The organism is Streptomyces sp. NPDC001002 (genome assembly GCF_053599215.1).
Map to the genome: position 1 here is coordinate 1 of NZ_JBSFLV010000211.1, position 13,171 is coordinate 13,171.

12 protein-coding genes are annotated in these 13,171 nt (G+C 68.8%); all 12 read right to left on the bottom strand.

Annotated features, from left to right (window positions below; genetic code table 11):
- On the bottom strand, positions 1-1,092 hold a 1,092-nt coding region (locus ACWDR3_RS44480), incomplete at its 3' end, for an NADH-quinone oxidoreductase subunit M (protein WP_450358402.1).
- 5 nt (positions 1,093-1,097) lie between these two features.
- Positions 1,098-2,993 carry an NADH-quinone oxidoreductase subunit L gene (gene nuoL / locus ACWDR3_RS44485; RefSeq protein WP_450358403.1) on the bottom strand — a complete coding sequence of 632 codons (1,896 nt, stop codon included), beginning with the start codon at positions 2,991-2,993 and terminating at the stop codon, positions 1,098-1,100.
- 14 nt (positions 2,994-3,007) lie between these two features.
- Positions 3,008-3,307, bottom strand: coding sequence for an NADH-quinone oxidoreductase subunit NuoK (gene nuoK / locus ACWDR3_RS44490; protein ID WP_123998414.1), 300 nt, complete (start codon positions 3,305-3,307; stop codon positions 3,008-3,010).
- Entirely contained in the window at positions 3,304-4,167 is an 864-nt protein-coding gene (locus tag ACWDR3_RS44495) for an NADH-quinone oxidoreductase subunit J (protein WP_450358404.1), read from the bottom strand. Before ACWDR3_RS44495 ends, nuoK begins: the two co-directional genes overlap by 4 nt.
- Complete coding sequence (gene nuoI / locus ACWDR3_RS44500; protein ID WP_123998416.1) at positions 4,164-4,766, bottom strand: NADH-quinone oxidoreductase subunit NuoI; 603 nt, start codon at positions 4,764-4,766, stop codon at positions 4,164-4,166. Before nuoI ends, ACWDR3_RS44495 begins: the two co-directional genes overlap by 4 nt.
- On the bottom strand, positions 4,759-6,123 hold the full coding sequence (nuoH, locus tag ACWDR3_RS44505) for an NADH-quinone oxidoreductase subunit NuoH (RefSeq protein WP_450358411.1): 1,365 nt from the start codon (positions 6,121-6,123) through the stop codon (positions 4,759-4,761). Before nuoH ends, nuoI begins: the two co-directional genes overlap by 8 nt.
- An 11-nt stretch (positions 6,124-6,134) precedes the next feature.
- A complete protein-coding gene (locus ACWDR3_RS44510; RefSeq protein WP_450358405.1) occupies positions 6,135-8,639 on the bottom strand; it encodes an NADH-quinone oxidoreductase subunit G in 2,505 nt (834 codons plus the stop codon).
- Positions 8,636-9,982, bottom strand: coding sequence for an NADH-quinone oxidoreductase subunit NuoF (nuoF, locus tag ACWDR3_RS44515; RefSeq protein ID WP_450358406.1), 1,347 nt, complete (start codon positions 9,980-9,982; stop codon positions 8,636-8,638). Before nuoF ends, ACWDR3_RS44510 begins: the two co-directional genes overlap by 4 nt.
- Positions 9,982-10,854 carry an NADH-quinone oxidoreductase subunit NuoE gene (gene nuoE, locus ACWDR3_RS44520; RefSeq protein ID WP_450358407.1) on the bottom strand — a complete coding sequence of 291 codons (873 nt, stop codon included), beginning with the start codon at positions 10,852-10,854 and terminating at the stop codon, positions 9,982-9,984. The genes nuoF and nuoE overlap by 1 nt, the downstream gene beginning before the upstream one ends.
- Positions 10,851-12,191 (bottom strand): NADH-quinone oxidoreductase subunit D, encoded by a 1,341-nt coding sequence (locus tag ACWDR3_RS44525; RefSeq protein ID WP_450358408.1) that lies wholly within the window; start codon positions 12,189-12,191, stop codon positions 10,851-10,853. Before ACWDR3_RS44525 ends, nuoE begins: the two co-directional genes overlap by 4 nt.
- Positions 12,188-12,952 carry an NADH-quinone oxidoreductase subunit C gene (locus ACWDR3_RS44530; RefSeq protein WP_450358409.1) on the bottom strand — a complete coding sequence of 255 codons (765 nt, stop codon included), beginning with the start codon at positions 12,950-12,952 and terminating at the stop codon, positions 12,188-12,190. Before ACWDR3_RS44530 ends, ACWDR3_RS44525 begins: the two co-directional genes overlap by 4 nt.
- A partial coding sequence (locus ACWDR3_RS44535; RefSeq protein ID WP_450358410.1) for an NADH-quinone oxidoreductase subunit B family protein occupies positions 12,949-13,171 on the bottom strand: 223 nt, incomplete at its 5' end. The genes ACWDR3_RS44530 and ACWDR3_RS44535, both read right to left, overlap by 4 nt.

Here is a 13,171-nt window from a genome sequence, read left to right on the forward strand (position 1 = left end):
CGTGGAGATGCCGTGGTTGACCATGTACAGCGTCGCGCCCGACTGGCCCTGGCTGGTCATCGCGAAGATGCCCAGGATGATGAAGCCGAAGTGCGAGATCGACGCGTACGCGACCAGCCGCTTGATGTCCCGCTGGCCCACCGCGAGCAGCGCGCCGTAGACGATGCTGATCAGGGCGAGGACGAGGATCGCGGGCGTCGCCCACTTGCTGGCCTCCGGGAACAACTGGAGGCAGTAGCGGAGCATCGCGAAGGTGCCCACCTTGTCGACGACCGCCGTGATGAGGACGGCGACCGGGGCGGTGGCCTCCCCCATCGCGTTGGGCAGCCAGGTGTGCAGCGGCCACAGCGGCGCCTTCACCGCGAAGGCGAAGAAGAAGCCGAGGAACAGCCAGCGTTCGGTGCTCGTCGCCATGTGCAGCGAGCCGTTCGCGCGGGCCTCGGCGATCTCCTGGAGGCTGAAGTTCCCGGCGACCACGTAGAGGCCGATCACCGCGGCCAGCATGATCAGACCGCCGACCAGGTTGTAGAGCAGGAACTTCACGGCCGCGTACGACCGTTGCGTCGACGCCGCCTCCTCGCCGTGCTCGTGGGCACGGTCCCCGAAGCCGCCGATGAGGAAGTACATCGGGATCAGCATGGCTTCGAAGAAGATGTAGAAGAGGAAGACGTCGGTGGCCTCGAAGGAGATGATCACCATCGCCTCGACGGCCAGGATCAGCGCGAAGAAGCCCTGGGTGGGCCGCCACCGCTTGTTGCCGGTCTCCAGCGGGTCGGCGTCGTGCCAGCCCGCGAGGATGATGAACGGGATCAGCAGCGCGGTCAGCGCGAGCAGCGCCACCCCGATGCCGTCCACGCCCAGCTCGTAGCGGACCCCGAAGTCCTTGATCCAGGCGTGGGATTCGGTGAGCTGGTAGCGGTCGCCGTCCGGGTCGAAGCGGACCAGGACGACGATCGCGAGCGCGAGCGTGGCGAGCGACACCACCAGCGCGAGCCACTTGGCGGCGGTGCGCCGCGCGGCCGGCACGGCCGCCGTGGCGATCGCACCGATCGCCGGGAGCGCCGCCGTCGCTGTCAGGAGGGGAAAGGACATCGGTATCAGACCGCCCTCATCAGCAGGGTCGCGGCGACGAGGATGGCCGCACCGCCGAACATCGAGACCGCGTACGACCGCGCATAGCCGTTCTGCAGCTTGCGCAGCCTTCCGGAGAGGCCGCCCATCGAGGCCGCCGTGCCGTTGACGACGCCGTCGACCAGGGTGTGGTCGACGTAGACCAGGGAGCGCGTGAGGTGCTCGCCGCCGCGCACCAGGACGACGTGGTTGAAGTCGTCCTGGAGCAGGTCGCGGCGGGCGGCCCGGGTGAGCAGCGACCCGCGCGGGGCGACGGCCGGGACCGGGCGGCGACCGTACTGCGCCCAGGCGAGGGCGACGCCGATGACCAGGACGACCATCGTGGCCAGGGTGACCGTCAGGGCGCTGACCGGGGAGTCGCCGTGCTCGTGGCCGGTGATGGGCTCCAGCCAGTGCAGGAAGCGGTCGCCGATGCCGAAGATGCCGCCGGCGAAGACCGAGCCGAAGGCCAGCACGATCATCGGGATCGTCATCGTCTTCGGGGACTCGTGCGGGTGCGGCTCGTTGCCGTTCTCGTCGGGCTGCCAGCGCTTCTCGCCGAAGAAGGTCATCAGCATCACGCGCGTCATGTAGTACGCCGTGATGGCCGCGCCCAGCAGGGCCGCGCCGCCGAGGATCCAGCCCTCGGTGCCGCCCTTGGCGAAGGCCGCCTCGATGATCTTGTCCTTGGAGAAGAAGCCGGACAGACCCGGGAAGCCGATGATGGCGAGGTAGCCGAGGCCGAAGGTGACGAAGGTGACCGGCATGTACTTCCTGAGGCCGCCGTACTTCCTCATGTCGACCTCGTCGTTCATGCCGTGCATGACCGAACCGGCGCCGAGGAAGAGCCCGGCCTTGAAGAAGCCGTGCGTCACCAGGTGCATGATCGCGAAGACGTAGCCGATGGGGCCGAGGCCGGCGGCGAGGATCATGTAGCCGATCTGCGACATGGTCGAGCCGGCCAGTGCCTTCTTGATGTCGTCCTTCGCGCAACCGACGATCGCACCGAACAGGAGCGTGACGGCACCGACGACGGTGACGACGAGTTGTGCGTCGGGCGCCGCGTTGAAGATCGCTCCGGAGCGGACGATCAGGTACACGCCCGCGGTCACCATGGTCGCCGCGTGGATGAGGGCCGAGACCGGGGTCGGGCCCTCCATCGCGTCGCCGAGCCAGGACTGCAGCGGCACCTGGGCGGACTTGCCGCAGGCGGCGAGCAGCAGCATCAGGGCGATGCCGGTGAGCTTGCCCTCCGAGGTGTCGCCGACGCTGTCGAGCACCGGCCCGAAGGCGAAGGTCCCGAATGTCGTGAACATCAGCATGATGGCGATCGACAGGCCCATGTCGCCGACGCGGTTGACCAGGAAGGCCTTCTTCGCCGCCGTCGCCGCGCTGGGCTTGTGCTGCCAGAAGCCGATCAGCAGGTAGGACGCCAGACCGACGCCTTCCCAACCGACGTACAGGAGCAGGTAGTTGTCGGCGAGGACCAGGATCAGCATCGCCGCGAGGAACAGGTTCAGATAGCCGAAGAAGCGGCGGCGGCGCTCGTCGTGCTCCATGTACCCGATCGAGTACAGGTGGATCAGCGAACCGACGCCCGTGATCAGCAGGACGAACGTCATCGACAGCTGGTCGAGGCGGAAGGCGACGTCCGCCTGGAAGCCCTCGACCGGGACCCAGGTCCACAGGTGCTGGAGCAGGGTCCGGTGTTCGGCGTCCTTGCCGAGCAGGTCGGCGAAGAGCACGACGCCGATCACGAAGGAGGCGGCCGCCAGTGCCGTGCCGATCCAGTGGCCGACGGCGTCGAGACGCCGGCCACCGCACAGCAGTACGGCCGCTCCGAGCAGTGGCGCCGCCACCAGCAGCGCAATCAGGTTCTCCACGATTCAGCGACCCCTCAGAGCTTCATCAGGCTGGCGTCGTCGACCGAGGCCGAGTGGCGGGAACGGAACAAGGACACGATGATCGCGAGCCCGACCACGACCTCCGCGGCGGCGACGACCATCGTGAAGAAGGCGATGATCTGGCCGTCGAGATTGCCGTGCATCCGGGAGAAGGTGACGAACGCGAGGTTGCAGGCGTTCAGCATCAGCTCGATGCACATGAACACGACGATCGCGTTGCGTCTGATCAGCACGCCGCTGGCGCCGATCGTGAACAACAGGGCGGACAGGTACAGGTAGTTGACCGGGTTCACTTCGACGCCTCCTCGGTCCGATGGAAGTGCGCCGGCTCGACCTCGGTCCGCTCCAGCCGCTCCTCGGAGCGCTGCTCAAGGGCCTTGAGGTCGTTGAGCGCCTCGGCGGACACGTCACGGATCTGACCGCGCTCGCGCAGCGTCTTGTTGACGGTGAGCTCGGACGGGGTGCCGTCGGGCAGCAGGCCCGCGATGTCCACGGCGTTGTGCCGCGCGTACACACCGGGGGCCGGCAGCGGCGGCAGGTGATTGCCGCGCACGCGCTCCTCGGACAGCTCCCGCTGCGTCTTGGCGCGCTCGGTGCGCTCCCGGTGCGTGAGCACCATGGCGCCGACGGCGGCCGTGATCAGCAGGGCGCCGGTGATCTCGAAGGCGAAGACGTACTTGGTGAAGATGAGGGCCGCCAGGCCCTCCACGTTGCCGTTCGCGTTCGCCTGGCCGAGGCCGTTGAACTCCGTGAGGGACGCGTTGCCGATCCCGGCGATCAGCAGGATGCCGAAGCCGAGGCCACAGAGAAGGGCCAGCCAGCGCTGGCCCTTGATGGTCTCCTTCAGGGAGTCGGCGGCCGTGACGCCGACCAGCATCACCACGAAGAGGAACAGCATCATGATCGCGCCCGTGTAGACGACGATCTGCACGATCCCCAGGAAGTAGGCCCCGTTGGCGAGGTAGAACACCGCGAGGATGATCATGGTCCCGGCGAGCGAGAGCGCGCTGTGCACCGACCTCTTCATGAAGACGGTGGCCAAGGCGCCGATCACCGCGACCGTGCCGAGGACCCAGAACTGGAACGCCTCGCCGGTGGAGGTGGAGTAGGCGGCGAGCTGGGCGGTGGAGTGGGCCGCGAGCTGGGGGCTCATGCTTCCACCCCCTCTTCTTCCGGCTTCTCGCCCTTGGAGACGGCGACTTGGCGCTCGGTACCGGGCGCGGCCTCGGTGACCAGACCGCGGTAGTAGTCCTGCTCGTCCGTCCCCGGGAAGATCGAGTGCGGGCTGTCGACCATGCCCTCTTCGAGGCCGGCCAGCAGCTGTTCCTTGGTGTAGATGAGGTTGGCGCGGCTGCTGTCGGCCAGCTCGAACTCGTTCGTCATCGTGAGCGCGCGCGTGGGGCACGCCTCGATGCACAGGCCGCACAGGATGCAGCGGGCGTAGTTGATCTGGTAGACGCGGCCGTACCGCTCGCCCGGCGAGTAGCGCTCCTCGTCCGTGTTGTCCGCGCCCTCGACGTAGATCGCGTCGGCGGGGCAGGCCCAGGCGCACAGCTCACAGCCGACGCACTTCTCCAGGCCGTCCGGATGGCGGTTGAGCTGGTGCCGTCCGTGGAAGCGGGGAGCGGTGGTCTTCTGCTGCTCCGGGTACTGCTCGGTCAGCCGCTTCTTGAACATGGCCTTGAAGGTCACGCCGAAGCCGGCCACGGGGTTCTGGAAACCGGGCTTGGTCTCCTTGGGTTCCTCAGCCATCGGACGCCTCCTTTCCATCCGTAGGTCCGTCACTGGCAGTATCCGACCCGCCACTGACAATGAGCTCCCGCTCCCGTCGCGGGCTGCGCCTGGGCACCGGCGGCAACTCCTGTCCGGGCAAAGGCGGTACGGGGAATCCGCCCGCCATCGCGTCGAATCCGGCGGGCTCCGCTGCGGCCCCCTCGGCCGGCTGCGCCTTCTCGCGGAACATGTCCACGACGAAGGACAGGAGCAGCAGGGCGAGCACGCCGCCGCCGATGTAGAGGGCGATGTCGGCGAAGTCGTAGTTCTCGTTGCGCAGCGCCCGTACGGTCGCGACCAGCATCAGCCAGACCACGGAGACCGGGATGAGGACCTTCCAGCCGAGCTTCATCAGCTGGTCGTAGCGCACGCGCGGGAGCGTGCCGCGCAGCCAGATGAAGAAGAACAGCAGCAGCTGGACCTTGATCACGAACCAGAGCATCGGCCACCAGCCGTGGTTCGCGCCCTCCCAGAAGGTGCTGATCGGCCAGGGGGCCCGCCAGCCGCCGAGGAAGAGCGTGGTCGACACCGCCGAGACCGTCACCATGTTCACGTACTCGGCGAGCATGAACATCGCGAACTTGATGGACGAGTACTCGGTGTTGAAGCCGCCGACCAGGTCGCCCTCGGACTCGGGCATGTCGAAGGGGGCGCGGTTGGTCTCGCCGACCATCGTGATGATGTAGAGGATGAAGGAGACCGGCAGCAGGACGATGTACCAGCGGTCGTGCTGCTGTTCGACGATCGTCGAGGTCGACATCGACCCCGAGTAGAGGAACACCGAGGCGAACGCGGCGCCCATCGCGATCTCGTAGGAGATCATCTGCGCGCAGGAGCGCAGACCGCCCAGGAGCGGATACGTGGACCCGGAGCTCCAGCCCGCGAGGACGATGCCGTAGATGCCGACCGAGGCGACCGCGAGGATGTAGAGCATCGCGATCGGGAGGTCGGTGAGCTGCATCGTGGTGCGGTGGCCGAAGATCGAGACCTCGTTGCCGGACGGCCCGAAGGGGATCACGGCGATCGCCATGAAGGCGGGGACGGCCGCGATGATCGGCGCGAGGACGTAGACCACCTTGTCCGCGCGCTTGACGATGAGGTCTTCCTTGAGCATCAGCTTGATGCCGTCGGCGAGCGACTGGAGCATGCCCCAGGGGCCGTGCCGGTTGGGGCCGATGCGCAGCTGCATCCAGGCGACCACCTTGCGCTCCCAGACGATCGAGAACAGCACGGTGATCATCAGGAACGCGAAGCAGAAGACCGCCTTGACGACGACCAGCCACCAGGGGTCGCGGCCGAACAGCGAGAGGTCTTCGGCGGCGAGGTACGTGCTCATGCCGTGGGGGCTCATGACTCCACCTCCTTGGGGGCCTCGCCGACGGACGTCGCCGGGCCGATGCGGACGAGGGAGCCGGGCCGCGCCCCGGTGTCGGAGGCGACGCCCCCGCAGACGGAGTTCAGCGGGAGCCAGACCACCCGGTCGGGCATCTCCGTGACGCGCAGCGGGAGTTCGACGGCTCCGGCGGGTCCGGTCACGGCGAGGGTGTCGCCGTCCTTGACGCCGGCCTCGGCGGCCGTGGCGAGCGACACGCGCGCGTGGGCGGCGTGCCGTGTTCCGGCGAGCGCCTCGTCGCCCTGCTGGAGAACACCCTGGTCGAGCAGCAGCCGGTGCCCGGCCAGCACGGCCTCGCCGGCGGCGGGCCGCGGCAACTGGGCCGCGGTCTCCAGGGGTTCGGTGGCCCGCGGCCCGTCCCAGGCGCCGAGCCGGTCGATCTCGGCCCGCACGGTCCGCAGGTCGGGCAGACCCAGGTGGACGTCCATGGCGTCGGCCACCATCTGCAGCACGCGCGCGTCGGTGGGCGAGAGGTGGCGGGTCAGCTGCTCGGGCTTGAGCGCGGCCTCGAAGAACCGCACCCGGCCCTCCCAGTTGAGGAAGGTGCCGGCCTTCTCGGCGACCGCGGCCACCGGGAGGACGACGTCGGCCCGATCGCTGACCTCACTGGGACGCAGTTCCAGCGAGACCAGGAAGCCGACCTCGTCCAGCGCGGCACGCGCGCGTGCCGGGTCGGGCAGGTCGGCGACCTCCACGCCGGCGACCAGCAGGGCCTGCAGTTCGCCCGCGGCGGCGGCCTCGATGATCTGGCTCGTGTCGCGGCCGTAGCGGTGCGGGAGTTCAGCAAGTCCCCAGACCGCGGCGACCTCTTCACGCGCGCGTGGATCGGTGGCAGGGCGGCCGCCCGGCAGCAGCGTCGGCAGCGCACCCGCCTCCACGGCACCACGCTCGCCGGCCCGGCGCGGGATCCACACCAGCCGGGCACCGGTCGCGGACGCGGCCCGTACGGCGGCGGTGAGCCCACCCGCGACGCCGGCCAGCCGCTCTCCTACGACGATGACCGCGCCGTCGGCGCGCAGCGCCTCCGCGGCCCGCGCGCCGGCCTCGTCCAGGCCGACCCCGCTCGTGAGCGCGTCCAGCCAGGCGGTCTCGGTGCCGGGAGCCGCCGGCAGCAGCGTGCCACCGGCCTTCTCCAGACCCCGAGTCGCGTGCGTGGCCAGCGAGAAGACCTTCTGGCCGTGCTTGCGCCAGGCCTTGCGCAGCCGCAGGAAGACGCCGGGCGCCTCCTCCTCGGCCTCGAAGCCGAGCAGCAGGACGGCGGGCGCCTTCTCCAGGAGGGTGTTCGTGACGCCCGTACCGTCGAGGTCACGGCCGCGTCCGGCGACCTGGGCCGCCAGGAAGTCGGCCTCCTCGCCGCCGTGCACGCGTGCGCGGAAGTCGACGTCGTTCGTGTCGAGCGCCACGCGCGCGAACTTGCTGTAGGCGTAGGCGTCCTCGATGGTGAGCCGGCCGCCGGTCAGCACGCCGGTCCGGCCGCGCGAGGCGAGCAGCCCCTGCGCGGCGATCTCCAGCGCCTCCGGCCAGGAGGCCGGGACGAGTTCGCCCTCGGGGTTGCGCACCAGGGGTGTCTGCAGCCGGTCGCGCTGCTGCGCGTACCGGAAGCCGAACCGCCCCTTGTCGCAGATCCACTCCTCGTTGACCTCGGGCTCGTTGGCCGCCAGGCGCCGCATGACCTTGCCACGCCGGTGGTCGGTGCGGGTGGCGCAGCCCCCGGCGCAGTGCTCGCACACGGACGGCGAGGAGACCAGGTCGAAGGGGCGGGAGCGGAATCGGTACGCCGCCGAGGTCAGCGCGCCGACCGGACAGATCTGGATGGTGTTGCCGGAGAAGTACGACTCGAAGGGGTCGCCCTCGCCGGTGCCGACCTGTTGCAGCGCGCCCCGCTCCAGCAGCTCGATCATCGGGTCGCCCGCGACCTGGTTGGAGAAGCGGGTGCAGCGGGCGCACAGCACGCACCGCTCGCGGTCGAGCAGCACCTGCGTGGAGATCGGCATGGGCTTCTCGTAGGTCCGCTTCTTTCCTTCGAAGCGGGAGTCGGCCTGGCCGTGGGACATCGCCTGGTTCTGCAGCGGGCACTCGCCGCCCTTGTCGCAGACCGGGCAGTCCAGCGGGTGGTTGATGAGCAGCAGCTCCATCACACCGTGCTGGGCCTTCTCGGCCACGGGCGAGCTGAGTTGGGTCTTCACGACCATGCCGTCCGTGCACGTGATCGTGCAGGACGCCATCGGCTTGCGCTGCCCCTCGACCTCGACGATGCACTGGCGGCAGGCGCCGACCGGGTCGAGGAGGGGGTGGTCGCAGAAGCGGGGGATCTCGATGCCGAGCTGTTCGGCGGCCCGGATCACCAGGGTGCCCTTGGGCACGCTGATCTCGGCGCCGTCGATCGTCAGGGAGACGAGATCCTCCGGCGGGACCGCCGCTTCTCCCCCTCCCGAGGGAGCGTTGGTGGTCACGGTCATGCGTTCACCTCCGTGCGGTCGGCCCAGGCCGTCGATTTGGCCGGGTCGAAGGGGCAGCCGCGGCCCGTGATGTGCTGCTCGTACTCCTCGCGGAAGTACTTGAGCGAGGAGAAGATCGGCGAGGCGGCACCGTCGCCGAGGGCGCAGAACGACTTGCCGTTGATGTTGTCGGCGATGTCGTTGAGCTTGTCGAGGTCGGACATGACGCCCTTGCCGGCCTCGATGTCACGCAGCAACTGCACGAGCCAGTACGTGCCTTCGCGGCACGGGGTGCACTTGCCGCAGGACTCGTGGGCGTAGAACTCGGTCCAGCGGGTGACGGCGCGGACCACGCAGGTCGTCTCGTCGAAGCACTGCAGGGCCTTGGTGCCGAGCATGGATCCGGCGGCGCCGACGCCCTCGTAGTCGAGGGGCACGTCGAGGTGTTCGTCGGTGAACATCGGCGTCGAAGAACCGCCCGGCGTCCAGAACTTGAGCCGGTGCCCCGCCCGCATCCCGCCGCTCATTTCGAGGAGCTGGCGGAGTGTGATGCCGAGCGGTGCCTCGTACTGGCCGGGGCTGGTGACATGGCCGCTGAGCGAGTAGAGCGTGAAGCCCGGGGACTTCTCGCTGCCCATCGAGCGGAACCATTCTTTGCCCCGATTGAGAATCGCGGGAACCGACGCGATCGACTCGACGTTATTCACAACAGTCGGGCACGCATAGAGGCCCGCCACCGCAGGAAAGGGGGGACGCAGCCGCGGTTGACCACGACGGCCTTCGAGCGAGTCGAGCAGTGCGGTCTCCTCACCGCAGATGTACGCGCCGGCGCCCGCGTGCACGGTGAGTTGGAGATCGAGGCCGCTACCGAGGATGTTCTCGCCCAGGTAGCCGGCCGCATAGGCCTCGCGCACGGCTTCGTGCAACCGCCGCAACACGGGGACGACTTCACCACGCAGATAGATGAAGGCATGCGACGACCTGATGGCATAACACGCGATGACAATGCCCTCGATGAGGCTATGCGGGTTCGCGAAGAGGAGCGGGATGTCCTTACAGGTCCCGGGCTCCGACTCGTCGGCGTTGACAACTAGATAGTGCGGCTTTCCATCCCCTTGAGGAATGAATTGCCATTTCATTCCCGTAGGGAATCCCGCACCGCCGCGGCCCCGCAGTCCGGACTCCTTCACATACGCGATGAGGTCGTCCGGCGACATGGCGAGTGCCTTGCGCAGACCCTCGTATCCCTCGTGCCTTCGGTAGACGTCCAGCGACCAGGACTTGTCCTCGTCCCAGAAGGCCGACAGCACGGGTGCGAGCAGTTTCTCGGGGCTGGTGTCTTTCAGTTCGGGTGCCAAGGTCATCACTCCCCCTCCTCGGCGGCGGGCCCGGCCGGATGGGCCGGGTCGGAGGCCGACGTGTCCTGTGGCGCATCGTGTGAACTGAGGTGCTCCGACGGCGACGGGTCGTGCGCCGCCGCGTCCTGCGGCTCGTCCTGCGGCCGGCCTGTACGCGGGTGCACCACGCGCGCGGGTGCGGCCTCTCCCCTGGCCAGGCGGAGGCCCACCAGCGAGGCGGGGCCCGCGCCACCGCTCTCCTCGACGGCCCCGGGCCGCTCGTCGGGGAAGCCGGCCAGGATGCGGGCGGTGTCCTTGAAGGTGCACAGGCGCGCCCCGCGCGTGGGCCGGACGTCCGCTCCCGCGCGCAGGTCGTCGACGAGGCGCTTGGCGCTGGCCGGGGTCTGGTTGTCGAAGAACTCCCAGTTGACCATCACCACCGGCGCGAAGTCGCAGGCCGCGTTGCACTCGATGTGCTCCAGGGTGACCTTGCCGTCGCCGGTGGTCTCGCCGTTGCCGACGCCGAGGTGCTCCTGGAGCTCCTCGAAGATCGCGTCGCCGCCCATCACCGCGCACAGGGTGTTGGTGCAGACGCCGACCTGGTAGTCGCCGCTCGGCTTGCGCCGGTACATGGTGTAGAAGGTCACGACCGCGGCGACCTCGGCCGTCGTCAGGTCCAGCAGTTCCGCGCAGAACTGCTGTCCCGTGCGCGTGACATGACCCTCCTCCGACTGCACGAGGTGCAGCAACGGCAGGAGCGCGGAGCGGGAGTCCGGGTAGCGGGCGATGATCTCCCGTCCGTCGGCCTCAAGGCGGGCTCGGACGTCGTCCGGGTAGGCGGGCGCGGGCAGTTCGGGCATGCCCAGGCTGACGCTCTGCTCCGAGGAACTGGTGGTCACCGGTCGACGCCTCCCATCACGGGGTCGATGGAGGCGACAGCGACGATGACGTCGGCGACCTGGCCGCCCTCGCACATCGCCGCCATGGCCTGCAGGTTGGTGAAGGACGGGTCCCTGAAGTGGACCCGGTAGGGGCGGGTGCCTCCGTCGGACACGGCGTGCACCCCGAGTTCGCCCTTGGGCGACTCGACGGCCGCGTACGCCTGTCCCGGCGGGACGCGGAAGCCCTCGGTGACCAGCTTGAAGTGGTGGATCAGGGCCTCCATGGAGGTGCCCATGATCTGCTTGATGTGGTCGAGGGAGTTGCCCAGTCCGTCCGGTCCCAGGGCGAGTTGGGCGGGCCAGGCGATCTTCTTGTCGGCGACCATGACCGGTCCTGGCTGCAGCCGGTCCAGGCACTGTTCGACGATCGCGAGCGACTGGCGCATCTCCTCAAGGCGGATGAGGAAGCGGCCGTAGGAGTCGCAGGTGTCGGCGGTCGGGATCTCGAAGTCGTAGGTCTCGTAGTCGCAGTAGGGCTGCGACTTGCGCAGGTCGTGCGGCAGACCGGTGGAGCGCAGGATCGGGCCGGTGGCGCCGAGGGCCATGCAGCCGGCCAGGTCGAGGTAACCGACGTCCTGCATACGGGCCTTGAAGATGGGGTTCCCGGTGGCGAGCTTGTCGTACTCGGGGAGGTTCTTCTTCATCTTCTTCACGAACTCGCGGATCTGGTCCACCGCGCCGGGCGGCAGGTCCTGGGCGAGTCCGCCGGGGCGGATGTACGCGTGGTTCATCCGCAGGCCCGTGATGAGCTCGTAGATGTCGAGAATCATTTCACGATCGCGGAATCCGTAGATCATGATCGTGGTCGCGCCGAGTTCCATGCCGCCGGTGGCGATGCACACCAGGTGCGAGGACATCCGGTTCAGCTCCATCAGGAGCACCCGGATGATCTTGGCTCGCTCGGTGATCTGGTCCTCGATGCCGAGGAGCTTCTCGACGGCGAGACAGTAGGCGGTCTCGTTGAAGAAGGACGTCAGGTAGTCCATGCGCGTCACGAACGTGGTGCCCTGCGTCCACGTGCGGTACTCGAGGTTCTTCTCGATGCCGGTGTGCAGGTAGCCGATGCCGCAGCGGGCCTCGGTGACCGTCTCGCCCTCGATCTCCAGGATCAGGCGGAGCACTCCGTGGGTGGACGGGTGCTGGGGACCCATGTTGACGACGATGCGCTCGTCGTCGGCGCGGGCCGCGGACTGGACGACCTCGTCCCAGTCGCCACCGGTGACCGTATATACGGTGCCCTCGGTGGTCTCGCGGGCCGACGCGGCGGCGGCCTCGGATGGGGACTGTGTGCTCACGAGTACGACCTCCGCTGGTCCGGAGCCGGGATCTGGGCGCCCTTGTACTCGACGGGGATGCCGCCGAGGGGGTAGTCCTTGCGCTGCGGATGGCCCTGCCAGTCGTCCGGCATCATGATCCGGGTCAGCGCCGGGTGACCGTCGAAGACGATTCCGAAGAAGTCGTAGGTCTCGCGCTCGTGCCAGTCGTTGGTCGGATAGACCGAGACCAGCGACGGGATGTGCGGATCGCTGTCCGGGGCGCTGACTTCGAGGCGGATCAGCCGGTTGTGGGTGATCGAGCGCAGGTGGTAGACGGCGTGCAGCTCGCGGCCCTTGTCGTGCAGGTAGTGGACCGCGCTCACGCCCGTGCAGAGCTCGAAGCGCAGGGCCGGGTCGTCGCGCAGGGTCTGGGCGACGCGCAGCAGGTGCTCGCGCTCGATGTGGAAGGTGAACTCGCCGCGGTCGACGACCGTCTTGTCGATCGCGTTGTCGGGCAGCAGGCCCTGTTCCTCCAGTGCGCCCTCCAACTCGTCGGCGACCTCGTCGAACCAGCCGCCGTAGGGCCGGTTGGACGCTCCCGGGAGGCGGACCGAGCGGACCAGGCCGCCGTAACCGGAGGTGTCGCCGCCGTTGTTGGCGCCGAACATGCCGCGCTGGACGCGGATCTCCTCACCGCCCTGGCCGCGTTGGCCGGGGAGGTTGTCGGCGGAGAGGTCCTTCTCGGGGTTCACGCCGTTCGACGCACCGTTCGCACCGCCGGTGCCGTTCGCGTCGCTCACCGCAGCAGCCCCTTCATCTCGATCGTGGGCAGGGCCTTGAGCGCCGCTTCCTCGGCCTCGCGGGCCGCCTCCTCGGCGTTCACGCCGAGCTTGGAGGTCTGGATCTTGTGGTGCAGCTTGAGGATGGCGTCCATCAGCATCTCGGGCCGCGGCGGGCAGCCCGGGAGATAGATGTCGACCGGCACGATGTGGTCGACGCCCTGGACGATCGCGTAGTTG